Origin of the sequence: Pseudonocardia zijingensis (assembly GCF_042657305.1) — a bacterium.
Classification (GTDB): Bacteria; Actinomycetota; Actinomycetes; order Mycobacteriales; family Pseudonocardiaceae; genus Pseudonocardia; species Pseudonocardia zijingensis.
In genome coordinates, this window is record NZ_JBHSKO010000014.1 from 111884 (window position 1) to 136755 (window position 24872).

Sequence of the window (24872 nt, forward strand, 5' to 3'; positions counted from 1 at the left end):
CAGCATGCGCAGCTACCGGCTCGATGCGGGAGCGGGCCTCGACGGCCTCCGCCTCGAGGTCTCCGAACTCCCCGTTCCCGGACCCGATGAGGTCCTCGTCGAGGTGCGCGCGGCGTCCCTGGGCTACCGCGAGGTGATGATCCTCGAGGGCCGGTACGTGCTCCCGGTGCGGGAAGGTGGGATCCCGCTCGCCGAAGGCGTCGGCGTCGTCGCGGCGACCGGACCGGGCGTCACCGACCCGCGGGTGGGGACACGGGTCGTCGCCGCACCGTTCCCGCGCTGGCAGGACGGGCCGTTCTCCCTCGACGTCGTCGACCAGATCGGCGGCTCGCTCGACGGGATGCTCGCCGAGCACGTCGTGCTGCCCGCCGGCGCGCTCGTCGAGGTCCCGGCCGGGCTCACCGACACCGAGGCGGCCACCCTGCCCGTCGCGGGTCTCACCGCCTGGAACGCGCTCACCGGTGGGCGCGGGACGCGCCCGGGCGACACCGTGCTGACCCTCGGGACGGGCGGGGTGTCGCTGTTCGCCGTCCAGTTGGCCACCGCGATGGGGGCGCGGGTGGTCGCCACCACGGGGAACGATGCGCGCGCTGGCCTGCTGCGCGACCTCGGGGCGGACGTCGTGCTGAACCACCGCGCCGACCCGGACTGGCCGCGTGCGGTCCGGGAGGAGACCGGCGGGCGCGGGGCCGACCTCGTGGTCGAGGTGGCGGGCACGCTCGAGTCGTCGATGGCGGCCGTCGCGCTCGGCGGCGAGATCGCCGTGGTCGGCTTCCTCGGCGGCCCGGCCGCCGGGATCGATCCGTACGCCGTCTTCACCACGGGGGCGACACTCCGCCCGGTCGCGATCGGCAGCCGCGCCCAGCTCGCCGCGTTCGTCGACGCGGTGCGCACCCACCGGATCCGGCCGGTCGTCGGCCGGGTCTTCTCCTTCGACGACGCACCGGAGGCGTTCGCCCACTACCTCGGCGGAACCGCACCCGGGAAAGTCGTGATCACGACCGCAGCGAACAACGGGAGGAACTGAACGATGGCCGCACGCACCGGAAGTGCCACCTGGAACGGCGACCTGCAGGACGGGAGCGGGCGCCTCGTCGTCGGCCCCGGGCGGTGGGACGCCGACTACAGCTTCCGCTCCCGCTTCACCGATGACGCCACCGGGAGCACGAACCCCGAGGAGCTCCTCGCCGCCGCCCACGCGGGCTGCTTCTCGATGGGCCTGACCTACGTGCTCACCGAGGCCGGCAGCGTGCCGCGCAGCGTCGCCACGAGCGCCCGGGTGCGCCTGCGGCCCGTGGACGGGGTGCCGACCGTCGACCTCGTGGAGCTCGACACCACGGTCGACGTGGACGGCGTCGACGCCGACGCCCTGCAGAAGCACGCCGAGGTGGCAGAGGCGACCTGCGCGATCTCGCGGGCACTCGCCGGTGTGGCGGAGATCCGGGTGACCGCGCACCTGTCCCGCTGACGGCTCACCCGATGGGCTCCAGCTCCACGTCGAGGCGGGTGCGCAGATCGGCCAGGGTGGTGCCGTAGGTCTCGGCCACGCGCACCCGGCCCGCCGTGAGGTGGAAGACGGCGAGGTCGGTGTAGATCCGGCTCACGCACTGCAGCCCGGTGACGGGGTAGGTGCACCCGCGGACGAGCTTCGGCGCGCCCGCCTTGTCGAACAGGGTCATCATCACGAAGACGTCCTTGGCGCCGACCGCGAGGTCCATGGCGCCGCCGACCGCCGGGATCGCATCGGGTGCTCCGGTGTGCCAGTTGGCGAGCGTGCCGTCGGCGGCCACCTGGAACGCGCCGAGCACGCACACGTCGAGGTGGCCGCCGCGCATCATCGCGAACGACTGGGCGTGGTCGAAGTAGGCGGCGCCCGGCAGCTCCGTGACCGGGATCTTGCCCGCGTTGAGGAGGTCGGGGTCGACCTCGTCGCCGTGGGCCTGCGGTCCCATGCCGAGCATGCCGTTCTCGGTGTGCAGCACGATGCCGCGCGCGGGGTCCAGGTGGTCGGCCACGGCCGTCGGCTGCCCGATGCCGAGGTTCACGTAGGAGCGCGGCGGGATGTCCCTGGCCACGAGCCGGGCGAGCTCGGTGCGGTCGAGCGGGCCGCGGTCGGGGTGCTCGGCGGTCATCCGGTCACCACCACGCGGTCGACGAAGATGCCGGGCGTGACCACCGCTTCCGGGTCCAGGCCGCCGACCGGGACGGTGCGTGTGACCTCGGCGATCGTGAGGCGCGCGGCCGTCGCCATGATCGGGCCGAAGTTGCGGCCCGTCTTGCGGTACACGAGGTTGCCCGCCCCGTCGGCGGTGTGGGCGCGGATCAGGGCCACGTCGGCGCGGATCGGGTGCTCCAGCACGTGGACGCGGCCGTCGATGGTGCGGGTCTCCTTGCCCTCGGCGAGCATCGTGCCCGCTCCTGTCGGGGTGTAGAACCCGCCGATCCCGGCGCCGGCCGCACGGATGCGCTCCGCCAGGTTGCCCTGCGGCGCCACCTCCAGCTCGATGCGTCCCGCTGCGTAGAGCTCCTCGAAGACGAACGAGTCCGTCTGTCGCGGGAACGAGCAGATGATCTTGCGGACCCGGCCGGTGGCGAGCAGCGCCGCGAGCCCGGTGGTGCCGTTGCCCGCGTTGTTGTTGACGACCGTGAGGTCCCCGGCGCCCGAGCGGCGCAACGCGTCGATGAGGGCGTAGGGCTGCCCGGCCGGGCCGAAGCCGCCGATCAGCACGGTGGAGCCGTCGGCGATCCCGCGTACCGCCGCGTCGGGGTCGGGTGCGATCTCGACCATCGTCAGCCGATGTTCTCGATGACGACCGCGAGGCCCTGTCCCACGCCGATGCAGATGGCCGCGACGCCCCAGCGTTCCCCGCGCTCGCGCAGCACCTTCGCGAGCGTGCCGAGGATCCGGCCACCGGACGCGCCGAGGGGGTGCCCGAGCGCGATCGCGCCGCCGCGCGTGTTGACGATCTCCGGGTCGATCGGCCACGCCTCGACGCAGGCCACGGACTGCGCCGCGAACGCCTCGTTCAGCTCGACCGCGCCCACCTCGTCCCAGCTGATGCCGGCCGCGTCGAGCGCGCGCTGCGCCGCCGCAACCGGTGCATAGCCGAACGACTGGGGTTCCGAGCCGACGGCGCCGCGCCCGGCGATCCGGGCGATCGGGTCCTTCCCGATCGCCGTGGCGGCGCCCTCCGACCCGATCAGCACCGCGGACGCGCCGTCGGACAGCGGGGAGGCGTTGCCCGCGGTGATCCGCCCGTCCGGGCGGAACGCCGGCTTGAGTCCGGCGAGCTTCTCGACCGTGCTGTCGGCCCGGATGCCCTCGTCGCGCTTGAGGTCCGCGCCGGGCACGGGCACGACGAGGTCGTCGTAGAAGCCGTCCTCCCAGGCCTGGTTCGCGAGCCGGTGCGAGCGGGCCGCGAACGCGTCCTGCTTCTCCCGGGTCACCCCGAACCTCTCGGCCAGCTGCTCGTTGGCCTCGCCGTTCGACACGGTCCACTCGGGGTTCATGCGCGGGTTCACCAGCCGCCAGCCCAGCGCGGTCGACACCAGGGTGGCGTCGCCGGCGGGGAACGCCCGGGTGGGCTTGGGCACCACCCACGGGGAGCGGCTCATCGACTCGACCCCGCCGGCCACGACGACGTCGGCGTCGCCCGCCTCCACCGCGCGGGACGCGACCATCACCGCGTCGAGGCTGGAGCCGCACAGGCGGTTCACGGTGGTGGCCGGCACGGTGACCGGGAGCCCGGCGAGCAGCACCGCCATCCGGCCCACGTTGCGGTTGTCCTCGCCCGCGCCGTTGGCGTTGCCGTACACGACGTCGTCGATCCGGCCCGGGTCCAGGTCCGGCGCGGTGGCGAGCAGCTCGGACAGGATCCCGGCGGCGAGGTCGTCGGTGCGCACCCCGGCGAGCGCGCCGCCGTAGCGGCCGAACGGCGTGCGGACGGCGGAGTAGACGAAGGAGCGCATCGGTTCTCTCACATCCCAGCGGTCGAAGAAGCCAGTTCGAGGGTGCGGCGGGCGACCTCCGGCGGTGTGCCGAACGGCGCGACCCGCAGGTTGAGCTCTGTGACGCCGAGGTCGGCGTAGCGGCGCAGGTCCGCCGCCACCTCGGCGGGCGTCCCGACGAGCGCGGCGGGGCCGGGCGCCGGGTCGTCCGGGGTGGAGCGCCACAGCCCGCGGCGGGAGTAGTACTCGACCACCGGCGCGAAATACCGGTCGGCGAGCGCGCGGGCCGTGTCCCCGTCCGGGTGCACGAGGCACAGCCGGTTGGCCACCACGTCGCCGGTGCCGCCCCGGTCGCGGTACGCGGTGGCCTGCCGGGCCAGCAGGCGGTCGGAGTAGTTCGTGGCCGCGCACCAGCCGTCGGCGAGTTCGGCGGCCCGGCGTGCCGACGCGGCGGTCGCGCCGCCGACGAGCAGCCGCGGCCCGCCGGGGGAGACCGGCTGCGGCACCGCGTCGCGCGACCAGGCGGCCCGCAGCTGCTCCAGCGTGCTGTCCGCCCGGGCGGCACCACCGCCGAACCGGGTGCCCAGCTCGGCGGGGCCGAGCCCGACCCCGACCGTCAGCCGCCCGCCGCTGAGCTGGTCCACCAGCGCGGTCTCGTACCCGAGGCGCACCGGGTCGTAGGCCCGCAGCAGCAGGACGCCCGTGCCGAGCCGCAGCGTGGTGCGCGCCGCGAGGTGCGACAGCACCACCAGCGCGGCGGGCAGGTGGAACGGCTCCGGCGTGCGGTGGTACCCCTCGCCGACCCAGACGGTGCCGATGCCGCCCGCCTCCGCGGTCCGCAGCAGCGGCAGCGCGGTGCTGACCTGGCCGGCGACCGGTGCCGCCGACCCGAGGTCGAGCGCGAGCCCCAGCCTCACTTCTGCGCCGAGGCCCGCTTCAGGACCTCCTCCCGCGAGAAGTCGTTGATCTGGGGGAGCAGGCCGGTGTCGAGGATCTGCCCGACCTCCACGGGCTCGGTGATGAGACCCGCCTTCTGGGCGAAGTCGATCGAGCGCTGCACGCGCTCGGGGTCGATCGTGCCCCAGTCGGTCTGGCCCTCCGGGACGCCCAGGCCGTCGAGCCGGACCTGGAGCACCTTCACCTGCTCGGCGAGCGCCTCGGCCTCCGGGGCACCCGCGGCGGGACGCGTGTCGGGCTGGGCGGTCCACATCGCCTTGATGGCGGCCTCGGGGTCGGCCTGGGTGTGCACGACGCCCTTGGCGAACGCGCGGCCGAACCGGACGAACGCGTCGGGGTCGTCCTCGAGGTTGCTCTTGCGCGCGACGAAGCCGCCGCCGAACATCCCGGTCATCTCCGCGACGGGCAGGTCGGTGATGGCGATCCCGGCGTTGCGCACGATCTGGTACTGCGTGTCCCACAGGGCGAGCGCGTCGACGCGGCCCTCCTGGATGGCGCTGATCTGCTGGGCGCCGACCCCGATCGGCACGAGGGTGGCCGCGTCCTTGCCCAGGCCCGCCATCTCCAGGGCCACCTGGGCGAAGAGCGCGCCGGAGCTGCCGACGTTGGTCACGCCGATGCGCTTACCGGCCAGGTCGGCGACACCGTTGATGCCGGACCCGTCCACCGACGCGAGGCTGTAGATCCAGTCGCCGTAGTACGAGGCGAAGTAGGTGAGGTCGGTGCCCTTGGTGGCGCCGATGATCACCGGTTCCGGGGTGACGAGGGCGATGTCGGCTCCGCCCGCGATCACCTGCTGCGCCGCCTGGGTGCCCGAGGGCGGGAGCGTGAACTCGACGTCGACGCCCTCCTCCTCGAAGTAGCCCTCGGCCTGCGCGAGCAGGAACGACGCGAACCCGGCGTTCCAGGTGGGGGTGGTGACGGCCACCTTCAGCGTGGCCGGGCCACCGTCGTCGGCGGCGCCGCCTCCACAGGCGGTCACCGTGGCGGCGAGCAACGTGGCGAGCAGCCCGGCGAGGAGCCGGGACGAGGACTTGAGCATGTGTTCCTCCTTGAACACCCACGAGCTCAGGGCGCTGGGTACTCGTCGGCGTTGAGCACCCAGCCCGGCTTGGCGGAGAAGTCGGCGCGGGGCGGGCAGAAGATGTCGATGAGCTGGTTGGTGCCGGGGCCGGTGGCCTGCGTCGTGTGGACGGTCGGGGGCGGGATCACCGCGACCGACGGGCTGCCGCAGGCGTGGTGCACGTCTTCGCGCCAGTCGTCGAGGCGGGTGGTCCACGGCGTGCGGATGTGGTGCACGAACTCGCCCCGCACCGCGAGCGAGCACTGCTCGAAGTCGTCGTGGTGGTGGGGTGAGAGCTTGGTGGTGTCCCGCGGACCCTCGTGCGGGAACAGGAAGTTGACCATGAACGTGCTGCACCGGAAGATCCGTCCGAACCGCTGCGGGTCCTTCGGGATGTCGGCCACCGGGTACACCCGGATGCGGAAGCCGCCGGGCGGGTCGGGCCACGCCGCGAACGGGGCGACGTGCGGGTGGTCCTCCGCGTAGGACGCGGCGTTGCCGCAGCGCTCCGCGAGGTCCGCGGACCGGACCGTGAACAGGCGGACCAGGTCGCAGTCGGCGGTGGCGGTGACCGTGCTGTCGCCGGGCGGCACCACGACGACCGCGCGCCCGGACGCGGTGACGGTGTCGCCGCCCGCGGTGATCTCGACGCTCGACCCGTCGTGGGGGAGCACGACGACGTACTCGTCGGGCTGGCCCTGGCGGGCGAAGGCGTCGCCGCCACGGGCTGAGGTGTAGGCCAGCACGAAGTTCTGCCCCCGCGTGAGCCACGTGCGGCTGCCCGCCGCGGTGGTCTCCTGGGGGTCCTGCCGGTCGTGGTCCGCCAGCTCGGGCGCGGCCACCCGGCCCTGGGGAGCGGGGCCGGGTGCGGTCGCGGTGGCGAGCGCTGAGCGGGCGTCGCTCTTGTCGTACACGGGTCCTTCTTCTCCCTAGTCGTCGAGGCCGAGCAGGAACGCGGGGTTGTCGCGGGTCATCCGCTGCAGGTCGCGTTCGGGCAGGCCGAGGTCGAGCAGCGCGGACGCCACCCGCAGCAGCGCGTCGACCGGCCGGGGCCGGCCCGCCTGCCCGAGGTCGGAGGCGAGCACGGTGTGCTCGGGACCGATCCGCTCGATCCAGCTCATGAGCTGCTTCGGGTCCCACTTGCGGTAGCCCTCGGGGTCGTACATGCCCCACTCGTGCTCGACGTAGGCGCCGAGGCCCACCAGCTCGAGGCACTGCTCCGGCTCGGCGCCGATCACGAAGTTCGGGTGGTTGATCACCATCCGGCGCACGCCGTGCTCCTTGGCGGCGGTGAACAGCTGGGTGATCAGCTCCGGGGTGTTGTGGCCGCCGGACAGCAGCGCGTCGGCCTCGACCACGTGGTCGAGCACCTGGAAGACCTCGGGGATGAGCTCGCCCGCGTCGTCGGTGAAGTCCACCTGCGAGGACGGCACGGGCACCGCTGCGGTGGGGAAGCCGTCTCCCTCGGGGTGGCACTCGATGTGGCGGCCCGAGGAGAAGGTCGGGAACCAGACCGCTCGCCCACCCATCCGCAGGGCCATCGCCACCGCGTAGGGGTTGATGCCACCGACCTGGCTGTTCAGGGCGATCCCGCCGTAGGCGGCGGTGCTGATCCCGGCCAGCCGGTCCTGCATCGCGAGCAGGTCCATCACGGTGATGTGGTGGTGGGACTTCACCAGGATCGCCCGCATCTCGATCCGCTCACCGTCGGCCGCGGCCTCCACGTGGGTCAGTTCGCGCGGGAACGGGCTCGGTCCGGAGTGGCAGTGCAGGTCGACCGAGCCGCGGAGCACGCGAACCAGGGCGTCGGGTGGAGCCATGGGGGGAGTCGCCTTTCGTCGATGTTCGCGATACACACTCCATGTTCACCATGAGGAACGTCAAGGGGTCGATTCGAGAACCCGGCGTTGCTGTCCCAGGCGAAGTGCCCTATGTTTCCGCACACCGTGTTCGTCAAGCGAACACGACGCACGTGAAGGTGGTGACGATGACGTCAGGTGGGCCCGAGGCGGGCGCCGCGTCGAACGGCGAGATCCAGGCGGTCTCGCGTACCGCGCAGATCCTTACCCTGTTCGGCCCGGAGACCCCCGAGATCACCGTGGCCGAGGCCGCCGAGCGGCTCGGTCTCAACCGCACCACGCTGCACCGGTACTTCGCCTCGCTGGAGGGCGCCGGGCTGCTGGAGCGCACCGAGCGCGGCTCGGTGTTCGCCCCGGGACGGATCCTGCTCCAGCTCGGTGCGTTCGCGATCGGACGCAGGAAGGTCATCCAGCTGGCCACCCCGCACATGCGCGCGCTCACCCGGGCCACCGGGCTCACGGTGGTGCTGAGCCTGTGGGGACCGTCGGGGCCCGTCGTCTCCCACGTGGAGGACGACGAGTCGCACGGCACCATCGTCACGGTCCGGGTCGGCGTCCAGCTGCCCCTCACCGCCGCGCAGGCGCTGGTGTTCCTGGCGTTCCTGCCCGATCAGCTCACGGCCGACCGGCTGCTCGGGACGCTCCCGGCCGACCAGCGGATGCACGTGCGCGAACAGATCGCCGCGATCCGCGAGCGCGGTCTGGGCGGGCCCGTCCTCAACGCCCGGGGCATCAGCGTGATCGCCGCCCCGGTCTTCGACAAGTCGTCGATCTGCGCCACGCTCGCCTTCGTCGGCACCGCCCACCTGCTGCCCGTCGACGCGAGCGCGCGGGAGATGGCGATGCTGGGCGAGGCCGCGGCGCGGGTCACCGCCGAGATGGGTGGCGAGACCACCCACTTCGCAACGGAGGGACACCATGGTTGACGCTGCCCCCACGGCCGTGGCACCGGCGGGATGCGCCGTCGAACTGCGGCACGTCCACAAGCGGTACACGACCCGGCGGTCGCGGCGCGCCGCTCCCCAGGTGGTCGACGCCCTGCACGACGTCAGCCTCTCGGTGGCGCGGGGCGAGTTCGTCTCGATCGTCGGGCCGAGCGGGTGCGGCAAGAGCACCCTGCTGAAGGTCCTGTCCGGGCTCACGCCCCGCACCGCGGGCGAGGTCGACTTCGGTGGCGAGGCCGGCCGCATGGGCATGGTGTTCCAGCAGCCGCTGCTGCTGCCGTGGCGCACCGTCACCAAGAACCTGCTGATCCCGCAGGACATCAACCGCACGCTGCCCGAGCACGAGGCGCAGGAACGGGCGGCCGGGATGCTGCGGATGCTCGGGCTGGCCGAGTTCGCCGACCGCTACCCCGGCGAGCTGTCCGGCGGGATGCAGCAGCGCGTCGGCATCGGGCGCGCGCTCATGCACGACCCGGAGATCCTCCTCATGGACGAGCCCTTCGGCGCGCTGGACGCGATGACCCGCGACCAGATGGGCATGGACCTGCTCGACATCTGGGAGCGGGACCGCAAGACCGTCCTGTTCGTCACCCACAGCATCCCGGAGTCCGTGCTGCTGTCCGACCGCGTGGTCGTCATGACGCCGCGGCCGGGGCGGATCGCCGACATCGTCGACGTCGACCTGCCGCGCCCGCGCGGCCTGGAGAACATCAACACACCCGAGTTCGGCGCGATCGTCCGGCGCATCCGGGTGCTCCTCAACTCCGAGCACAGCGCGCACTAGTGGGAGGACGTATGACCGGCAACGAACCCGCCGTCGCCGTGGCCGAGCAGGTGCCGCAGCAGCCGCCGCCGCCCGAGCGCGCGCGCAGGCAGGTGCCCGGCGCGGTGCTCAGCGGCGGAGTGCTGCTGCTCGTGCTCGTGGCCTGGCAGTTCATCGTGCGCGTGTTCGACGTGCCCGAGGTGCTCGTCCCGGCCCCGACCGAGGTCGTCGCGTCGCTCGTGGCCGGCCTGAGCGACGGCAGCCTGATCGAGCACACCTGGGTCACGCTCCAGGAGATCCTCGTCGGGTTCGGCCTCGCCGTGGTGGCCGCGCTGCTGTGCGCGTTCCTCGTGACGCAGTCGCGCCTGCTCGACAAGGCCCTGTTCCCCCTGATCGTGATGACGCAGACGATCCCGAAGGTGGCGATGGCGCCGCTGCTGGTGGTCTGGTTCGGCACCGAGCTGACGTCCAAGGTGCTGACCACCGCGCTCATCGCGTTCTTCCCGCTGCTGATCAACGCCATCCTGGGGCTGCGGTCCGCCGACCCCGACCAGATCGACATGCTGCGCTCGTTCGGCGCCACGCGCATGGACGTGCTGCGCCGCCTGCAGATCCCCTCCGCGCTGCCGCACATCTTCGCCGGCCTCGACGTCGCGGTGGTGCTGTCGGTCACCGGCGCCATCGTCGCGGAGTTCGTCGGAGCCACCGCCGGGCTCGGCTACGTCATCCAGGCCACGAACTTCACCCTCGACGTGTCCCGCACCTTCGCTGTGCTCGTGATCCTCTCCGCCATCGGCCTGGCGCTGCACGCGATCGTGGTGCTGTGCAACCGGAAGATCGTGTTCTGGTCGGCCGAGCACCGCACCGTCACGGAGCAGGCCTGACGTCACCGGCGGGGCAGAAGCTCCCCGAGACGATCCCGATGACCGTCGCGTCGGTGCCCTCGACGCCGCGCAGCGGGTTGTAGGAGAGGGTGAGCTGCCTGCCCCCGTCCGCGGTGGCCATCGTGTAGGTGAGGTAACCCAGCAGCTCGCCGCCGTGCCCGAAGACCGTGACGCCGCACGACAGGTCGAATCGCTGCAGGCCGAGGCCGTAGCGGAACAGTCCGCCGGGCGGGGTCCCGACGGGCTCGCGCATGGCGGCGAGCGAGGCCTCGCTGGTGAGCTCGCCGCCCAGGAGGGCCGACGCGAAGCGGTTCAGGTCGGCCGCCGTCGAGATCATCTCGCCGGCCGCCCAGTCGAGCGACGGGTTCATCTCCGTCGCGTCGACGAACTCGCCGCCGACCTCGGCGTAGCCGTGCGCGTGCGGCTCCGGGACGGCCGGGTCGGTGCCCGGCACCGTCGTCTGGTTCAGGTGCAGCGGCTGCAGGATCCGCTCGGCGATCGCCGCGCCGTACGGCTTCCCGGTGAGCCGCTCCACGAGCAGCCCGGCCAGGACGTAGTTCGTGTTCGAGTAGTGCCAGCCCTGCCCGGGTGGGAAGTACGGCGTCGTCGCGAACGCCACGTCGAGCAGCTCCTGCGGGCGGTAGGTGCGGAACCGGGCCTCTCCGCGCCATCGGTTGGTGGACCGGTCGGGTTCGTGCGCGTAGTCGTAGATGCCGCTGGTGTGGCCGAGGACCTGCCGGACCGTGATCGACTCCCCACCGGGCACCACGCCGGGCAGGTGGCGCTCGATCGGGTCGTCGAGCGCGAGCCTGCCCTGGTCCACCAGCTGCAGCACGACAGTGGCCACGAACGTCTTCGTGACGCTGCCGATCCGGAACCGGCTCGACGCGCTCACCGGCACCGTCGAGCCGCGCTCCACCGTGCCGGCGGCGGCCGACCACTCGTGCTCCCCCTCCTCGACGCGCAGGAACGCGGCCGACGCCGCCTGCGTCTCCACCAGCTCGTCGAGTCCCGCCTGCAGCGCGGCGCGCGGGAACGGGTCGGCGGGCTCGAGCGGCGCGCACGCGGAGGTGATCGCGACGGTGGTGGCGGCCGCCAGCCCGGCGAGGAGGCGCTTCGGTGTCATGCGGGCGACGCTAGGAACGGCGGCCCGGCCGGAACACGAGGTGTTCCGTCGCGCTCACTGCGGTTCTCCGCAGGGTCCGGCCGACGTGTGCACTTGCGGTTTAAATAAAACTAAGCTTACATATGGGCGTGGACGCGTTCGCCGTGCTGGCCGACCCGGTGCGCCGGGAGGTCGTCGAGCTGCTCGCCGAGGGGCCGGTCACGGCGGGCGACATCGCCGCGCGGTTCCCCGTCACGCGGCCCGCGGTGAGCCGGCACCTGCGCGTCCTGCGCGAGGCCGGGCTCGTCGACTCCGCGGTGCGGGGCCAGCACCGCGTCTACACGCTCCGCCGCGCGGGGCTCGCCGAGCTGGACCGCTGGCTCGACCGGTTCCGCCCGCTCGCCGACATCGGCACCGGCACCGGCACCGGCACCGGCACCGGCACCGGCACCGAGGCCGCGCCGGCCGGGCCGGCCTCGCGGCTCGACGCCCTCGACACCGAACTCCACCGCGGCCGCCGGAACCGGCGCGCCGCGGCCCTCGACACCGACACCGAGACCCCGGGAGCACACCGTGGCAGCGCCTGATCCCGACACCCGCACGCTCACGCTGCACCGCACCTACCCCGACCCCGTCGACGACGTGTGGGCCGCGTTCACCGACTCCGACCGGCTGGCGCGCTGGTTCGGCTCCTACCACGGCACCGGCCGCCCCGGCGGCACCGTGGAGCTCACGGTCACCGGCGAGGTCGACGCCGGAGGCGCCGTGGCCGACCCGGTCACGGTCACCGTCCACGAGTGCGCGGCCCCGCACCGGCTCGTCGTCGAGATCCCCGACGAGTCCGCCGGGTCCTCCTGGCTCGTGGAGGTCACGCTGGCGAGCGCGGGCGAGGGCACCGACCTGACCTTCGTCCAGCACCTGGTGCCGGGGCTCGACCCGGCCGACGTCGCGGCGGGGTGGAACTGGTACCTCGACCGCCTCGGGGCTTCCCTCCACGGCGCACCCATGCCGGAGTGGAGCGCCTACGCGCCCGGCTGAGCAGAGCGGGTACGACATCACCCGGGACCGGGGTGATCAACGGCGATCTCCACGAGGTCAACTCGAGGATCCGCCCTCAGGCGCCCGCCGCGACGGTAGCGGCCGGCGTGCGCGCGGCCCGCCGCCCGCCGATCACGGCCACCGCCACGGCCGTGGTGACCGGCACCGCTGCCACCAGCCCGACGCTGCCCACCAGCGTGCGCACCACCTCGGTGGCCACCACCTGCGTGGTGAGGACGTCGCCCAGCCCGCGCTGGGCCGCGGAGAAGAGCAGCAGCAGCGGAAGGGTGGTGCCCGCGTAGGCGAGCACGAGGGTGTTCACCGCGGACGCGACGTGGTCGCGCCCGATCCGCATGGCGGAGCGGAACAGCGCGGCGCCGCGCAGCCCGGGATCGGCGGCGCGCAGCTCCCAGACGGCGGTGGTCTGGGTGACGGTGACGTCGTCGAGCGCCCCGAGTGCCCCGATCAGCAGTCCGGCAAGCACCAGGCCGCGGCCGTCGACGTCGGCGCCCAACACGGCCTCGAGGTTGGCGGTGTCCTCACCGGCACCGGTGAGCCGGGCCAGCCGGCTGAACACGGCGCCGAGCACCCCGATGAGCAGGAGGCTCACGAGCGTGCCGAGCACGGCCGTGGACGTGCGGGCGGAGAAGCCGTGGGTGAGGTACAGCGCCCCGAACATGATCGTCGAACAGCCCACCACGGCCACGGCGAGCGGGTCCTGGCCCGCGAGGATCGCGGGCAGGACGAACAGCACGAGCGTGGCGGCGGTGAGGCCGAGTGCGAGCAGGGCCGCCGCGCCGCGCCGGGCACCCAGTGCGAGCACGGCCGCGGCGAACACCACCGCGATGACGAGCAGCGGCGACCCCCGCTGGAAGTCCACGACCTCGTAGTCGCCGGGGTTCGCCGGGTCGGGGCCGGTGACGGCGAGGACGACGTCGTCCCCCGCCCCGAACGGCGCCGACCCGCGCACGATCGAGACCGGCGTCTCGATGCGGTTCCCGGCGAGCGGGCCCTCCGACAGCTCCACCGTGAGGGTGAGGCAGCCGTCGGCAGCCGGGTCGTCGGTGCACGGGGCTTCCACGGCTGCCGTGACGTGCCCGTCGACCCGCGGCACCGTCGAGTCCTCGTCGGTGGCCGGGCCCGCGCCCGGGGCGAGCAGGACCAGGCCGACCACGGTGGCGAGCGCACAGGGCACCAGGAGGGCGGCGATGAGCAGGCGCACCCGGCGCTCGGTGGGGGCGAGCGGCCCGTGGCCGTGACCGTGCCCGTGCGGGAGGGGGACGGCCGGGTCGGCGCGGCGGTGACGAGCGCGGGGCGGCGCCGGGTGGTCGGAGGTCGGCACGGGGCAGATCCTCCGGGGGAGCGCCGTCACCCGTTCGAGGCGCCCCCGCCCCCGGTCAGACGGCCGTGAGTCCGCCGTCGACCATGATCTCGGTGCCGGTGACGTAGGAGGACTCGTCGCTCGCGAGGAACAGGACGACGTCGGCGACCTCCTGCACCTCGCCCGCCCGCTTCATCGGCACGCCGTCGATCTGCTTGGTCCGCCAGACGGGGTCGGCGGAGCCGCGGGACGTGCGCATCGGGGGCAGCATGCCGGGTGCGACGGCGTTGACGCGGATGCCGTCGTCCGCGAGGTGCACCGCGGCGGTGCGGGTCATCGCCCGCACGGCGGCCTTGGACGCGCCGTAGCCCAGGTGGATGCCGGGCTGGCCGATCGAGGCCGAGATCGAGGACAGGTTCACGATCGAGCCCCCGCCCGAGCGGGCCATGGCGGCGCCCCCGTGCTTGATGCCGAGGAACACACCCTTGGCGTTGACGAGCATGAGCTGGTCGTAGAACTCGGTGCTGGAGAGGTCGGGGTCGAACGTGCCGCTGATGCCGGCGTTGTTCACCAGGACGTCGAGCCGGCCGAAGCGCTCGACGACCTCGTCGACCGCCGCGGTCCACGAGCTCTCCTGCGTGACGTCGAGGAGCAGGTGGTGGGCGCGGCCACCGGCCTCGGTGATCGACTTCGCCACCGCGGCCGCGTCGGCGGCCTCGATGTCCCCGACGACGACCGCCGCGCCCTCGCGGGCGAATGCCTCGGCGGTGGCCCGCCCCATCCCGCCCGCGCCGCCGCTGATCAGGGCGACCTTGTCGGCCAGTCGCATGGTGTGGTTCCTCCTCGGGTCGGTGTGCGCGGTCATGCCGGTTCCTCGGACAGCGTCGGTTCGGCCGTGGCGGGCGCGGCGGCGGGATCCCGATCGGCGGCGCGCGCCCGCAGGCCCTTGACCGTCACGGCGACGATGCAGACGGCGGCCGGCACGAGCAGGGCGAGGAACACCTGCCGGTAGCCGAGCCCGGCCGCGACGAGCACCGTGCCCACCGCAGCGCCCCCGATGGCCCCGAAGCGCGCCACCCCGGTGGCCCAGCTGGTGCCGGTGGCGCGGATCGAGGTGGGGTAGAACGCCGCCGACAGGATCGGGAAGCCGGTGCCGACGGTGTTGGTGAACATTCCCAGCACGAAGATCAGCACGCCGAGGACGATCACGTCCTGCGGCGCGATCGCGACGAGCACCAGCATCACCGCGGCGCAGGCCATCGCTACGACCACCGAGCGGTGCAGCCCGAAGCGGTCCATCAGCGAGCCGATCACGAGGTTGCCGATCGTCCCACCCGCCTGCAGCAGCAGCCCGATCGTGGCGGCCGCGGCGAGGGAGAAGCCGACGTCGGTCATCAGGACGGGCATCCAGCTGTTGGTCAGGTAGACGATGAAGAACGCGGCGACGAACCCGGTCCAGATCGTGACGGTCCCGATCCGGAAGCCGGGTGCCACCAGCCCGGCCACGGGGATCCGGGTCCTCACGGTTGGCTCGTGGAGCGCGAAGCGGGCGTCGGACGGGATCGGCTCGGGCACGACCCGGTTCATCAGCTCCACCAGCTCGGCGCGCCGCTCCTCGTGCCGGGCGAGGAACTTCGGCGACTCGGGCAGCGCGCGGGCCACCACCACGGCGTAGGCGAGGGGGACCACGCCACCGACGACCAGGGCCCAGTGCCAGCTCGCGAGCTGGATCGCCAGGTTGGTGAGGTAACCGGCGACGGCGCCGCCCAGGGTCATCCCGCAGTAGGTGAGGGCCATCATCGCGCTGCGGCGCCGGGAGGGGGCGTACTCGGACACCAGCGTGGTGGCGTTGGGCAGGGCCGCACCGAGGCCGAGGCCGGTGAGCAGGCGCAGGATCGAGAACCACAGGACGTCCGTGGTGAGCGCCGTCGCCACGCTCATCAGCCCGAAGAAGACGAGCGAGGCGATGATGATCCGGCGCCTGCCGACCCGGTCGGCGAGCGGACCGGCCACGAGGGAGCCGATCGCGAGGCCGAGCAGCCCGCTGGTGACGACGGGGCCGAGCTCGGCCTTCGACAGCCCCCAGTCGACGATGAGGGACGGCCCGATGTAGCTGACCATCGCGACGTCGATCCCGTCGAGGGTCACCACTCCCAGGCAGAGCAGCAGCACCCGGCGTTGCATGCGCCCGACCGGGTGCCGGTCGATGACGCGCTGCACGTCGAGGGTGGGCGAGGCACTCATCCGTTGTCCTCCGTTGGACGGCAGGGGTGGGCACCCTCGCGCGGCGTGGCGAGGGTACGGGCTCCGGCGGGGGCCGGGCGTCAGGCAGGTTGTTCGAGGTTGGTGGTGAAGGGGGCCGGGGACAGGCCGGCCCGGTCGAGGGCGGCCGCGCCCGCGTCGAACGCGAGCCGGGCCGTGACCTCGGCGGGGCGGGCGTCGAGGTCGTCGGAGAAGACCTCGACCGACGCCGGGGCGTGCACGCCCCGGTCGCGCAGGGCGTGGAGCAGCCCGAACGTGTCCCCGGCACCGTGGGCGGGCAGGAGCCGCCGATGGCGGGCCTCGTCGGCGAGGTCGGGCCCGGGCGTGGGCAGCACGTCGCACAGCTGCAGCGACGTGATCGCCGCCGCGGGGATGCCGGCGAGGTCGGCGGGGGTGGCGCCGGAGCGGAACCAGTGCCAGAGGTCGAGGACGATCCCGGCGTTGGGCCGGTCCGCCGCGGCCACCACCTCCCACGCCTCCCCGAGGGTGCGGACGTGGCTGTAGGGGAGGAACTCGAAGCCGACGAGCACCCCGTGCTCGGCCGCGCGGTCGCACAGCGCCCCGAACGGCTCCACGAGGTCGGCGATGGGGTGCTCGGAGAACATCGGGGCGTTGAGCTGCCGGACGCCGATCCGGTCGGCGAGGCGGAACATCGCCTCCTCCACCGGGTCCTCGCCCAGCGCCCAGTCCCACGTGTGCTCCAGTTCGAGCACGCGCACGTCGTGGCGGTCCAGGAGGTCCCGGATGTCCGGGTCGGGCAGCCCGGCCTCCAGGTAGTCGGAGACGCGCAGCCCGATCCCGGTGAACCCGGCGGCCGCGGCCGCGGACACCCGCGTGGGCAGGTCGGCGAAGCGCAGGGTGTTCGCGCTGCAGGTCAGTGCGGGAGCACCCACGTCAGCTCCCCTCCCGCTGCAGGTCGCCCGGCGTGCTCGACCCGGCCAGCCACTTGGCCCCCTCGTCGTAGAGGCGCTCCACGGCCTCCCCGGTGAGGCCGGGCAGGCCGGTCTTGACCGTGAAGCCCGCCTTCGTCTGGACGTACCCGAGGTGGCGGTAGCCCACCGGGAAGCGGTCGAGCAGCTCGCGGTCGAGCTCCAGCGTGGCTGCGGGGTCCACCACGTCCAGCCGGTCCTTCTCGTAGATCGGCTGGCGCCGCACGATCGCCCACCCGGCATCGCCGCGCCGGCAGAAGTCGTAGAAGCGGCCGGTGCAGACCACGTCGACCTCCACGCCGTCGACGCTCGCGCGCTGGCTGATCGTCATCTTGGTCTGGGCGATCGCCCGGTCCCCTGCGACGTCGGAGCTGTGCCCGCCCAGGAAGTGCAGGATGCTCACCCCGTTCTCGAAGCCCGCCTTGCTGGCGGCGATGAAGTCCGCGGCCGGGCCCTGGAACCAGGTGGCGGTCATCCAGCCGTCGGCGTCCCACACGCCGGCGAAGCGCTCCCAGTCCCCGGCGTCGCGCCACACCGCCCAGTTCTCGACCAGCTCGCGCAGCGCCACCCGGTCCTCGTCACTCATCGGCACCCACAACCTCCTGTTTCCGTGCGTCGTCTTTCGGGTTCAGGTGATGGCCGGCGCCAGCTGCGTCCCGGCCGCGACGTGCAGCGTCTCGCCGGTGATCGCGCGAGCCCGGTCGGAGAGCAGGAACGCCACGGCGTGCGCCACGTCGACCGGCTCCACCAGCGTGCCCAGCGGCGAGGCCGCCGCGAACCGGCCCGCGTAGTCCTCGATGTGGTCCGCGTCGCCCTTCACGGCGTTGAACGGCGTGCGCACGAAGCTGGGCGCCACCACGTTCGCGGTGACCCCGAGCGGCCCGAGCTCCCGGCACGCCGCCCGCGTCATGCCGACCAGGCCGGCCTTCGACGCGGAGTACGACGCCGTCGAGCCGCCGCCGAGCCAGACCCGCGAACCGACCGACACCACCCGGCCGGCGCCGAGGCGCCGCCACAGCGGGATGCAGTGCTTGATCATCAGCATCGCGCCCGTCAGGTTGACGTCGAGCGTGGTCTGCCAGGTTTCGAGCTCCCCGGCCTCCACCGAGTGCTGCGGTTCGACGCCCGCGTTGTTGACCAGCGCGTCCACCCGGCCCCAGGTGGCGTCGACCCGCTCGATCGCCGCCCGCACGGAACCCTCGTCGCTGACGTCGGCCGCGACGCCCAGCACCCGGCCCTCGTGCGCGCGGGCGAGCCGGTGGGCGGCCTCCTCGGCGTCGCGCCGGTCGAGCAGCGCGACCCGGTAGCCCTCGCCCAGCAGCACCGTGGCGATGGCGGTGCCCATCGCCCCCGCGCCGCCGGTGACGACCGCGACCGGCGCGCTCACGCGGCAGCCCCGGTCCGGGCCGCGAACTCGGTGATCGCGTCCGCCACCGCGTGCGGCATCGACAGCATCGGCGAGTGGCTCGACTCCAGCTCGCTCACCGACTTCAGCCGGGCCGCCATCATGCGCTGCACGTCGGGCGTGCACGCGCGGTCGAGGGTGCAGACCACGAAGTGCGACGGGACGTCGCGCCAGGCCGCCCTGGTGACGGACGTGTCCCGCACACCGGCGTGCTCGGGGGTGAGGCGCTCGGCGGCGGCGTACGCGTCCTCGGGCGTGCAGTCGTGGTAGAAGGCGTGCCGGGCGGTGTCCGGGTCGATGACCAGCGTGTCCCCGACCCGGCGGATGTCGTCGCGGCCCGCCTGCGAGCCCGCCTCCGCGTCGTTGACCGACCCGACCGATTCGCCGGGCTCCAGGCAGAACGCGCTGACGAACACCATCGCGCGCACGTTCGGGGCGTCGCCGACCTCGCCCAGCAGGGCGCCGGAGTAGGAGTGCCCGACGAGCACCACGTCGCCCGCCACGCCGGCGAGCACGCCGAGCAGGTGATCGCAGTGCCCGCGGAACGTGGGGTCGCCGGGTGCGCGGCCCTCGCCGGGCAGCGTGACGCGCACGCACCGGTGGCCCGACGCCTCGAGCAGCGCGGCGACGCGTTCCCAGGCCCAGCCGCCGTGCCACATGCCGTGCACGAGCACCACGGTCGGGAGCGGGGAGTCAGTGCTCATTCTCGGTCCTCTCGGGTCTCAGGAGTGGGCGGGCACTGCGGCGGGGGCGTCCTCGGGGGTGCGCAGGCAGTACGTCAGGCCGATGCCCACGACGTAGATGCCGGAGAGCACCCAGACCGTCCCGGCCACGCCGATCGGCCCGACGAGCCCGGCCACGACCGGCCCCATGAACTGGCTGACGCCCGCGCCGAGGTTCAGGATCGCGACCGCGCCGCCGACGCGGTGCGGGGCGAGCGAGGGCAGGATCGCCGACAGCGGGACGAACCCGGAGAGCGCGGCGCCGTGGAGGATCGCGACCACGAGGATGGCCCAGAAGTTCGGGCCGAGCAGCTGCGGCACGTAGTAGAAGGCCGGGACGGTCACGGCGCAGAGGAAGCCGCCGAACCAGGCCACGGTGCGGACGCGGCCGATGCGGTCGCCCACGTACCCGAACAGCACGTTGGCGAGGATGTTGGCGAGCAGCATCGTGCCCCACACCGTCTGCCACTGCGGTGTGGACAGCCCGACGTCGCGCACCATGTGGGTGGTCAGGAACACCACGAACGCGTAGAAGCCCAGGGTGTTGATCACCCGGACGATCCCGCCGATGCCGACGCGCGGCCGTTCGACCACGATCGTCACCGCGCCGACCAGCGCGCCGACGTGGGAGGCGAGGTCCGTGGGCTCCCGGCGGCGGGCCTGCACCAGGAACAGCAGCAGGCCCCCGCCCAGGCCGATGAACACGAGCGACGACGCGAGCGTCGCGAACTCGCCGACGAGCGGGATCATGATCCCGGCGTAGTAGGAGCCGATCACGCCGAGGCCGAGGATCGAGAAGAACCAGTACCAGCCCACGGCCTTGCCCAGCACCGGTTCCGGGGTGTCGGTGGCCACCCACACGAGGAACCCGTAGGCGAACAGCGGGTAGCCCAGACCGCGCACGCCGAAGGCGATCAGCATGAACGTGAAGTCGCCCTGGGCCAGCGCGGTGAGGAATGCGATCTCGAGCACGACCCAGATCGCGAACCCGACGAGCATCACGCGGCGCGGGCCGAAGGCCTCGGCGAGCGCGCCCGACAGCCAGGCCCCGGCGGCGACCACGAACCCGTAAACGCCCCAGAGCAGCGAGACCTGGCCCGGCCCGAAGCCCTGCGCGTCGAGGTACGGCGAAAGGAACCCGGCCTCGACCCCGTCACCGATCATGAAGAGGGTCAGCGCGACGAAGCCCCAGCGCAGGTTCGGCACGATCCCGTGGCGGGCGAGGTGGCCGGAGATCGGCCGTCCAGTGGCAGCCTGATCGGCCGGTGGTGCGACCCGCGGTGGATCGTCCTCGTCGTTCCTCAGCACCAGAACCTCCTCGTTCCTGCGACGGTGCGGCTCGGGGCGTTCCCTGCGCCGCCGACGATCCTGAGGTCCGGCCGCACCCCCGGCCAGATTTCGTTGCCACCCAGTGGCAACGATCCGCTAGGCTGCCGGCCGTCGACGGGATCGGGAGGTGGGTCATGGCCGGGCGGATCGGCACACCGGGGCAGACCGTCTCCCGGCGGTTGCTCGCGGTGCTCGACTGCTTCGACGTGGCGCACCCGGCCCTGACGCTCACCGAGGTGGCCCGCCGCAGCGGGCTGCCCGTCTCCACCGCGCGCAGGCTCATCAACGAGCTCCGGGCCTGGGGCGGGCTCGAACGCCTCTCCGACGGCCGCTACCGCATCGGGATCCGGCTCTGGACGATCGGCGCGCTCGCGCCGCAGCAGCGGGGCCTGCGCGAAGCGGCCGTCCCCGCCATGCACGACCTGTTCCAGGCCACCCAGGAGAACATCCAGCTCACGGTGCCCGACGGCGTCGATGCGCTCTGCATCGAGAAGATCTCCAGCGCCAGGGCCGTGCCCACCCTGACCCACGTCGGCGGCCGGCTGCCGCTGCACGCCACCGGGGTCGGGAAGGCCATCCTCGCGTTCTCGGGCAAGGAGCTGCTCGGCTCCGTGGTCGAGGTCGGCCTCGCCCGGATGACCCCGCACACGATCACCGAGCCGGGGAGGCTCGCCGCCGCGCTGGCCGAGGTGCGCCGGACCGGCGTGGCGTACTCCTACGAGGAGATGACGCTGGGCGCCGTGTCGGTGGCCGCCCCGATCCTCACGCTGGACGGACGGGTCCGCGCCGCGCTCGGCATCGTGGCGCACTCCCGGGCCGCGGTCGACCGGCTCGCCCCCGCCGTGCGCACGGCGGCGCTGGGGATCGCCCGCGCCACGAGCTGACGGCGGTAGCGCGCCCCGGGCGACCGCAGGCCGAGGGCTCGCGCCGGCGAGATCGCCGATCTACACTCGTTGACCATGACGGGGGTCCCTGCGGGCCTCAGCACCGCTGCTGACCGTCAGGTGCGCTGGGGAGTGCCACTGGCGGTGCTCGTTGCGGGCATGTTCATGTCGATCTTGGACGTGACGATCGTCAACGTCGCCATCCCGACGATCCAGAACGACTTCGGCACCACCGTCGAGGACGTGCAGTGGATCGCCAACGCCTACACGCTGGCGCTCGGCGTGGTGGTGCCGCTCAGCGGCTGGCTGGGCGACCGGTTCGGCTACACCCGGGTCTACGTCATGTCGGTGCTCGGGTTCGCGTTCGGCTCCGCGCTGTGCGGCCTCGCGTGGGACCTCACCAGCCTCGTGGTGTTCCGCATCGTGCAGGCGATCCCCGGCGGGATCATCCCGGTGATCACGCTGGCGATGGTCTACCGGATCGTGCCGAAGGAGAAGATCGGCACGGCGATGGGCATGTACGGGCTGGGCGTGGTGTTCGCGCCCGCCGTCGGCCCCACGCTGGGCGGCTACCTGGTCGAGTACGTCGACTGGCGGCTGATCTTCTTCATCAACGTGCCGATCGGCGTGCTGGGCGCGATCGCCGCCGTGCTGGCGCTGCCCGCCTTCGCGCCGGGCCGGGCGGGCCGCTTCGACACCCTGGGCTTCGTCGCGGTGGCGAGCGGCCTGTTCGCGCTGCTGCTCGCGCTGTCCGAGGGCGAGTCCTGGGGGTGGACGAGCTACCGCGTGGTCATCCTGCTCCTCTACGGCGCGCTGAGCCTCGCGTTGTTCGTGGTGATCGAACTAGCCGTCGCGGAACCCCTGCTGGACGTGCGGATCTTCCGCCACTGGCAGTTCACCAACTCGCTGGTGCTCATCGGCCTGATGTCGGTGGCGCTGTTCTCGGGGCTGTTCTACGTCTCGCTGCTGCTGCAGCAGGTGCAGGGCCTCGGTGCATTCGAGGCAGGCCTCGTGATGCTGCCGCAGGCCCTGGCCACCGCGGTGGTGATGCCCATCTCCGGGCGGCTCTACGACCGGCTCGGGGCGAGGTGGCCCGCCGTCGTGGGCCTGTTCCTGGTGGCGCTGGCCGCCTACCAGCTGTCCGGCATCGTGGTCGACACCCCGCGCCAGCACATCACGTGGCTGCTCGTGCTCCAGGGTGCGGGGATGGGCCTCGCGATGATGCCGATCATGACCGGCGGGCTGGCGGCGGTGCCGCCGCACCTGGTGAGCCGCGCCGGGGCGTTCAACAACGTCGTGCAGCGCACCGCGTCGGCGCTCGGCGTCGCCGTGCTCACCGCGATGCTCACCAGCCACCAGGCGCAGACCATGGCCGGCCGGGCCGCGCTCCTCACCGACGCCGCCGCCGTGCCCGACGCCGGCCCGCCGGGCGTCTCCCCGCTGCTCGGGCTCTACGCCTGGTACCAGCGGGTCGACCTGCAGGTGTACGTCGTGGCGCTGCAGGACGTCTTCCTGGTCACGGCGAGCATCTCGGTGCTCGCGATGTTCGGGGCGCTGCTGCTGCGGTCCACGGTGCGGGCGGCGGGCGGCGCGCGTCAGGAGCCACCCGCCGAGCCCGTGCCGGAGGTGTCGATCCCTTCCCCCCGGCCCGCACCCGACGCGGACATCCCGGAGGGCTCGCGCGGCACCGTGGCGGGAGCGGACGCCGGTCGCCGCTGATCCCGGCCGTTGGTGGTGAGCTCTATCGTTCCGGTCGTGACCCAGTACCTCGACCTCGCCGCCGGGATCGCCGCGCGCGTCCGCGACGGCGAGCTCGGGCCCGGCGCCGAGCTCCCGGCGGTGCGGGTGGCCGCCGAGGAGGCGGGCACCACACCGTCCACGGTCGCGCGGGCCTACCGGCACCTCGCCGACCACGGTGTGATCACCCAGGCCGACCGCCGCCGCGCCCGGGTGGCCGCGGGCGGGCCGCTCGCCGCGCGGCAGCTCCTCGACGAGGGCCGGGTGTTCCGCCTGGCCGGCAGCGACGACCCGGCGCTGCAGGTCGTGCTCGACGGGCTCGACGCGTCGGTGCGGGTCGTCGGCGCCCGGGGGAGCTTCCCCGCCCTGCGCGCCCTGGTCCGTGGTGAGGCCGACGGCGCGGCGATCCACCTGCGCCACCGCTGCGGCGACTACAACACCCCGTTCGCCCGCGCGCTGCTGCGCGGCCGCGATCCGCACCTGTTGCACCTGTGGCGCCGCGAGCAGGGCCTGATCGTCCCGCCGGGGAACCCGCTGGCCATCACCACCCCCTCCGACCTGCACGGGCGCCGCGTCGCCCGTCGCGAACCCGGCTCGGGCACCCGGGTGCTGCTCGACCAGCTCGTGCACGAGGCCGGCGCCACCCCCGGCCCGCTGTCCGCCGACTACGGATCCCACTTCGAGATCGCGCTGGCCGTCGCGGCCGGCGCCGCCGACGTCGGCCTGGGCGTGCGCGCGGCCGCCGCCGATCTCGAACTCGACTTCGTCCCGCTCACCTGGGAGAGCTACGACGTCGTCCTGCCCGAGTCCGCGCTCGGCGCCGCCGGGCCGCTGGTGGCCGCGCTCAGCGAGCCCGCCGTCCGCGAGACGATCACCGCCATGCCCGGGTACGACCTGGCGGCCACCGCCACGATCGAACGTATCGCCGAGCGGGTGAGCCACCGGTGACCGGCACCGCGCGGCGTCCCGGTGGCCGCACCGCCCGCGTGCGCGCGCAGATCCTCGCCGCCACCGTCGAGCTCGTCGCGCGCGACGGCATCGCGGGCTTCCGCTACGAGGAGGTCGCCGACCGCGCGGGCGTCCACAAGACCAGCGTGTACCGCAACTGGCCCGACCGCGAGGAGCTCGTGGTCGAGGCCCTGCTGCAGTACGTCGACGACCTCGGCACCGTCGCCGACACCGGCGACCTCCGCCGGGACCTGGTCGACTTCCTCATGGTCATCGCCGAGGGCCTGGCCAAACCGACCGTCCGGGCGCTCGAACAGGCCACCCACGCCATCCACGAGAGCCCTGCCGTCCGGCGCGCGGTCACCCGGATCCTCCAGGAGCGCTCCGCCGCCCTCCGGCGCCGGGTGGACCTGGCGACGGCCCGCTGCGAACTCCCGCCCATCGACTACGCCCTGTTCGGCGAGATGATCTCCGGCCCGGTCCACCTCATCGTGAACCGCGGCCTGCGCCCCTTCACCCGCGCCGACGCCGAACGCATCGTCGACGTCGTGCTCGCCGGGGTGCGAGCCACGACCCCGGACGCCTGAGGCCTCCCCCCGGAGCTCCATGATCACCGGCTGGGAGCGAAAGCCGACACGTGGCGTCGGGAAACGCGCCGGTCCGCCGATCATGCGTCCGGGAGGCGCCCCGGCGGAGGCGATCCCACGTCGAGCAGTACATCAGCGCGGCCGGCGGGCCCTCATGTGCGCCTCGCGCTGATCATGGGTCGCCCGC

General features: G+C 73.4%; 27 protein-coding genes. 11 read left to right on the top strand and 16 right to left on the bottom strand.

Annotated features, from left to right (window positions below; translation table 11 throughout):
• The first annotated feature begins 4 nt into the window (after positions 1-4).
• Together ACFPL3_RS25150 and ACFPL3_RS25155 are read left to right on the top strand one after the other, a co-directional pair.
• Complete coding sequence (locus ACFPL3_RS25150) at positions 5-1027, top strand: zinc-dependent alcohol dehydrogenase family protein (RefSeq protein WP_343944276.1); 1023 nt, start codon at positions 5-7, stop codon at positions 1025-1027.
• Positions 1028-1030: 3 nt separating this feature from the next.
• A complete protein-coding gene (locus ACFPL3_RS25155) occupies positions 1031-1468 on the top strand; it encodes an OsmC family peroxiredoxin (RefSeq protein WP_343944277.1) in 438 nt (145 codons plus the stop codon).
• 4 nt (positions 1469-1472) lie between these two features.
• Here ACFPL3_RS25155 and ACFPL3_RS25160 read toward each other — a convergent pair whose 3' ends face one another.
• The 7 genes from ACFPL3_RS25160 to ACFPL3_RS25190 are packed head-to-tail and all read right to left on the bottom strand — an operon-like array spanning position 1473 to position 7788.
• The gene (locus ACFPL3_RS25160; RefSeq protein WP_343944278.1) at positions 1473-2132 is read right to left on the bottom strand and encodes a 3-oxoacid CoA-transferase subunit B; all 660 of its coding nucleotides are present in this window, start codon (positions 2130-2132) and stop codon (positions 1473-1475) included.
• Positions 2129-2788 carry a 3-oxoacid CoA-transferase subunit A gene (locus tag ACFPL3_RS25165; RefSeq protein WP_343944279.1) on the bottom strand — a complete coding sequence of 220 codons (660 nt, stop codon included), beginning with the start codon at positions 2786-2788 and terminating at the stop codon, positions 2129-2131. Before ACFPL3_RS25165 ends, ACFPL3_RS25160 begins: the two co-directional genes overlap by 4 nt.
• A gap of 2 nt (positions 2789-2790) precedes the next feature.
• Positions 2791-3969 carry a thiolase family protein gene (locus tag ACFPL3_RS25170; protein WP_343944280.1) on the bottom strand — a complete coding sequence of 393 codons (1179 nt, stop codon included), beginning with the start codon at positions 3967-3969 and terminating at the stop codon, positions 2791-2793.
• Positions 3970-3977: 8 nt separating this feature from the next.
• On the bottom strand, positions 3978-4865 hold the full coding sequence (locus tag ACFPL3_RS25175) for an LLM class flavin-dependent oxidoreductase (protein WP_379589675.1): 888 nt from the start codon (positions 4863-4865) through the stop codon (positions 3978-3980).
• Entirely contained in the window at positions 4862-5947 is a 1086-nt protein-coding gene (locus ACFPL3_RS25180) for an ABC transporter substrate-binding protein (RefSeq protein ID WP_343944283.1), read from the bottom strand. Before ACFPL3_RS25180 ends, ACFPL3_RS25175 begins: the two co-directional genes overlap by 4 nt.
• A gap of 26 nt (positions 5948-5973) precedes the next feature.
• On the bottom strand, positions 5974-6882 hold the full coding sequence (locus tag ACFPL3_RS25185) for a cupin domain-containing protein (RefSeq protein ID WP_343944284.1): 909 nt from the start codon (positions 6880-6882) through the stop codon (positions 5974-5976).
• A 15-nt stretch (positions 6883-6897) separates the two neighbouring features.
• Positions 6898-7788 carry a DUF6282 family protein gene (locus tag ACFPL3_RS25190; protein WP_343944285.1) on the bottom strand — a complete coding sequence of 297 codons (891 nt, stop codon included), beginning with the start codon at positions 7786-7788 and terminating at the stop codon, positions 6898-6900.
• A gap of 167 nt (positions 7789-7955) precedes the next feature.
• On the opposite strand from ACFPL3_RS25190, the gene ACFPL3_RS25195 reads away from it, so the two are divergent.
• From ACFPL3_RS25195 to ACFPL3_RS25205, 3 genes are read left to right on the top strand one after another with little or no spacing between them, the layout of a single operon-like run.
• Positions 7956-8753 carry an IclR family transcriptional regulator gene (locus ACFPL3_RS25195; protein WP_343944286.1) on the top strand — a complete coding sequence of 266 codons (798 nt, stop codon included), beginning with the start codon at positions 7956-7958 and terminating at the stop codon, positions 8751-8753.
• Positions 8746-9555, top strand: a complete 810-nt coding sequence (locus tag ACFPL3_RS25200) for an ABC transporter ATP-binding protein (protein ID WP_343944287.1) — start codon at positions 8746-8748, stop codon at positions 9553-9555. The genes ACFPL3_RS25195 and ACFPL3_RS25200 overlap by 8 nt, the downstream gene beginning before the upstream one ends.
• 11 nt (positions 9556-9566) lie before the next feature.
• Positions 9567-10418, top strand: a complete 852-nt coding sequence (locus tag ACFPL3_RS25205) for an ABC transporter permease (protein ID WP_343944288.1) — start codon at positions 9567-9569, stop codon at positions 10416-10418.
• Here the strand turns inward: ACFPL3_RS25205 and ACFPL3_RS25210 are convergent.
• On the bottom strand, positions 10402-11544 hold the full coding sequence (locus ACFPL3_RS25210; protein ID WP_343944289.1) for a serine hydrolase domain-containing protein: 1143 nt from the start codon (positions 11542-11544) through the stop codon (positions 10402-10404). The genes ACFPL3_RS25205 and ACFPL3_RS25210 overlap by 17 nt on opposite strands.
• 122 nt (positions 11545-11666) lie before the next feature.
• Between ACFPL3_RS25210 and ACFPL3_RS25215 the strand changes: the two genes are divergently transcribed.
• Together ACFPL3_RS25215 and ACFPL3_RS25220 are read left to right on the top strand one after the other, a co-directional pair.
• The gene (locus ACFPL3_RS25215; RefSeq protein WP_343944290.1) at positions 11667-12110 is read left to right on the top strand and encodes an ArsR/SmtB family transcription factor; all 444 of its coding nucleotides are present in this window, start codon (positions 11667-11669) and stop codon (positions 12108-12110) included.
• Positions 12097-12561, top strand: coding sequence for an SRPBCC family protein (locus ACFPL3_RS25220; RefSeq protein WP_343944291.1), 465 nt, complete (start codon positions 12097-12099; stop codon positions 12559-12561). Before ACFPL3_RS25215 ends, ACFPL3_RS25220 begins: the two co-directional genes overlap by 14 nt.
• A gap of 76 nt (positions 12562-12637) precedes the next feature.
• On the opposite strand, the gene ACFPL3_RS25225 is transcribed toward ACFPL3_RS25220, so the two are convergent.
• The 8 genes from ACFPL3_RS25225 to ACFPL3_RS25260 form a co-directional block, all read right to left on the bottom strand.
• Positions 12638-13903, bottom strand: a complete 1266-nt coding sequence (locus tag ACFPL3_RS25225; protein ID WP_343944292.1) for a YibE/F family protein — start codon at positions 13901-13903, stop codon at positions 12638-12640.
• Between the two features lie 55 nt (positions 13904-13958).
• On the bottom strand, positions 13959-14747 hold the full coding sequence (locus ACFPL3_RS25230; RefSeq protein ID WP_343944293.1) for an SDR family NAD(P)-dependent oxidoreductase: 789 nt from the start codon (positions 14745-14747) through the stop codon (positions 13959-13961).
• Positions 14744-16126, bottom strand: a complete 1383-nt coding sequence (locus tag ACFPL3_RS25235) for an MFS transporter (RefSeq protein WP_343944294.1) — start codon at positions 16124-16126, stop codon at positions 14744-14746. The genes ACFPL3_RS25230 and ACFPL3_RS25235 overlap by 4 nt, the downstream gene beginning before the upstream one ends.
• Before the next feature lie 80 nt (positions 16127-16206).
• Positions 16207-17037, bottom strand: a complete 831-nt coding sequence (locus ACFPL3_RS25240; RefSeq protein ID WP_343944295.1) for a sugar phosphate isomerase/epimerase family protein — start codon at positions 17035-17037, stop codon at positions 16207-16209.
• Position 17038: 1 nt separating this feature from the next.
• Complete coding sequence (locus ACFPL3_RS25245; protein ID WP_343944296.1) at positions 17039-17659, bottom strand: nuclear transport factor 2 family protein; 621 nt, start codon at positions 17657-17659, stop codon at positions 17039-17041.
• A gap of 42 nt (positions 17660-17701) precedes the next feature.
• The gene (locus ACFPL3_RS25250; RefSeq protein ID WP_343944297.1) at positions 17702-18460 is read right to left on the bottom strand and encodes an SDR family NAD(P)-dependent oxidoreductase; all 759 of its coding nucleotides are present in this window, start codon (positions 18458-18460) and stop codon (positions 17702-17704) included.
• A complete protein-coding gene (locus tag ACFPL3_RS25255; protein WP_343944298.1) occupies positions 18457-19182 on the bottom strand; it encodes an alpha/beta fold hydrolase in 726 nt (241 codons plus the stop codon). The genes ACFPL3_RS25250 and ACFPL3_RS25255 overlap by 4 nt, the downstream gene beginning before the upstream one ends.
• Before the next feature lie 18 nt (positions 19183-19200).
• Positions 19201-20508: an MFS transporter gene (locus ACFPL3_RS25260; RefSeq protein WP_343944299.1), complete on the bottom strand. Its 1308-nt coding sequence runs from the start codon at positions 20506-20508 to the stop codon at positions 19201-19203.
• A gap of 155 nt (positions 20509-20663) precedes the next feature.
• Between ACFPL3_RS25260 and ACFPL3_RS25265 the strand changes: the two genes are divergently transcribed.
• The 4 genes from ACFPL3_RS25265 to ACFPL3_RS25280 all read left to right on the top strand — a co-directional run bounded on the left by ACFPL3_RS25265 (position 20664) and on the right by ACFPL3_RS25280 (position 24685).
• The gene (locus ACFPL3_RS25265; protein ID WP_343944300.1) at positions 20664-21413 is read left to right on the top strand and encodes an IclR family transcriptional regulator; all 750 of its coding nucleotides are present in this window, start codon (positions 20664-20666) and stop codon (positions 21411-21413) included.
• Positions 21414-21488: 75 nt separating this feature from the next.
• A complete protein-coding gene (locus tag ACFPL3_RS25270) occupies positions 21489-23132 on the top strand; it encodes a DHA2 family efflux MFS transporter permease subunit (RefSeq protein ID WP_343944301.1) in 1644 nt (547 codons plus the stop codon).
• Between the two features lie 36 nt (positions 23133-23168).
• Positions 23169-24098, top strand: coding sequence for a substrate-binding domain-containing protein (locus ACFPL3_RS25275; protein ID WP_343944302.1), 930 nt, complete (start codon positions 23169-23171; stop codon positions 24096-24098).
• On the top strand, positions 24095-24685 hold the full coding sequence (locus ACFPL3_RS25280; protein WP_343944303.1) for a TetR/AcrR family transcriptional regulator: 591 nt from the start codon (positions 24095-24097) through the stop codon (positions 24683-24685). The genes ACFPL3_RS25275 and ACFPL3_RS25280 overlap by 4 nt, the downstream gene beginning before the upstream one ends.
• Positions 24686-24872: the final 187 nt, after the last annotated feature.

Coding starts and splice junctions, on each gene's coding strand:
- ACFPL3_RS25150 (WP_343944276.1), top strand. CDS start 5: ATGCGCAGCTACCGGCTCGATGCGGGAGCGGGCCTCGACGGCCTCCGC.
- ACFPL3_RS25155 (WP_343944277.1), top strand. CDS start 1,031: ATGGCCGCACGCACCGGAAGTGCCACCTGGAACGGCGACCTGCAGGAC.
- ACFPL3_RS25160 (WP_343944278.1), bottom strand. CDS start 2,132: ATGACCGCCGAGCACCCCGACCGCGGCCCGCTCGACCGCACCGAGCTC.
- ACFPL3_RS25165 (WP_343944279.1), bottom strand. CDS start 2,788: ATGGTCGAGATCGCACCCGACCCCGACGCGGCGGTACGCGGGATCGCC.
- ACFPL3_RS25170 (WP_343944280.1), bottom strand. CDS start 3,969: ATGCGCTCCTTCGTCTACTCCGCCGTCCGCACGCCGTTCGGCCGCTAC.
- ACFPL3_RS25180 (WP_343944283.1), bottom strand. CDS start 5,947: ATGCTCAAGTCCTCGTCCCGGCTCCTCGCCGGGCTGCTCGCCACGTTG.
- ACFPL3_RS25190 (WP_343944285.1), bottom strand. CDS start 7,788: ATGGCTCCACCCGACGCCCTGGTTCGCGTGCTCCGCGGCTCGGTCGAC.
- ACFPL3_RS25195 (WP_343944286.1), top strand. CDS start 7,956: ATGACGTCAGGTGGGCCCGAGGCGGGCGCCGCGTCGAACGGCGAGATC.
- ACFPL3_RS25200 (WP_343944287.1), top strand. CDS start 8,746: ATGGTTGACGCTGCCCCCACGGCCGTGGCACCGGCGGGATGCGCCGTC.
- ACFPL3_RS25205 (WP_343944288.1), top strand. CDS start 9,567: ATGACCGGCAACGAACCCGCCGTCGCCGTGGCCGAGCAGGTGCCGCAG.
- ACFPL3_RS25210 (WP_343944289.1), bottom strand. CDS start 11,544: ATGACACCGAAGCGCCTCCTCGCCGGGCTGGCGGCCGCCACCACCGTC.
- ACFPL3_RS25215 (WP_343944290.1), top strand. CDS start 11,667: ATGGGCGTGGACGCGTTCGCCGTGCTGGCCGACCCGGTGCGCCGGGAG.
- ACFPL3_RS25230 (WP_343944293.1), bottom strand. CDS start 14,747: ATGACCGCGCACACCGACCCGAGGAGGAACCACACCATGCGACTGGCC.
- ACFPL3_RS25235 (WP_343944294.1), bottom strand. CDS start 16,126: ATGAGTGCCTCGCCCACCCTCGACGTGCAGCGCGTCATCGACCGGCAC.
- ACFPL3_RS25245 (WP_343944296.1), bottom strand. CDS start 17,659: ATGAGTGACGAGGACCGGGTGGCGCTGCGCGAGCTGGTCGAGAACTGG.
- ACFPL3_RS25255 (WP_343944298.1), bottom strand. CDS start 19,182: ATGAGCACTGACTCCCCGCTCCCGACCGTGGTGCTCGTGCACGGCATG.
- ACFPL3_RS25265 (WP_343944300.1), top strand. CDS start 20,664: ATGGCCGGGCGGATCGGCACACCGGGGCAGACCGTCTCCCGGCGGTTG.
- ACFPL3_RS25270 (WP_343944301.1), top strand. CDS start 21,489: ATGACGGGGGTCCCTGCGGGCCTCAGCACCGCTGCTGACCGTCAGGTG.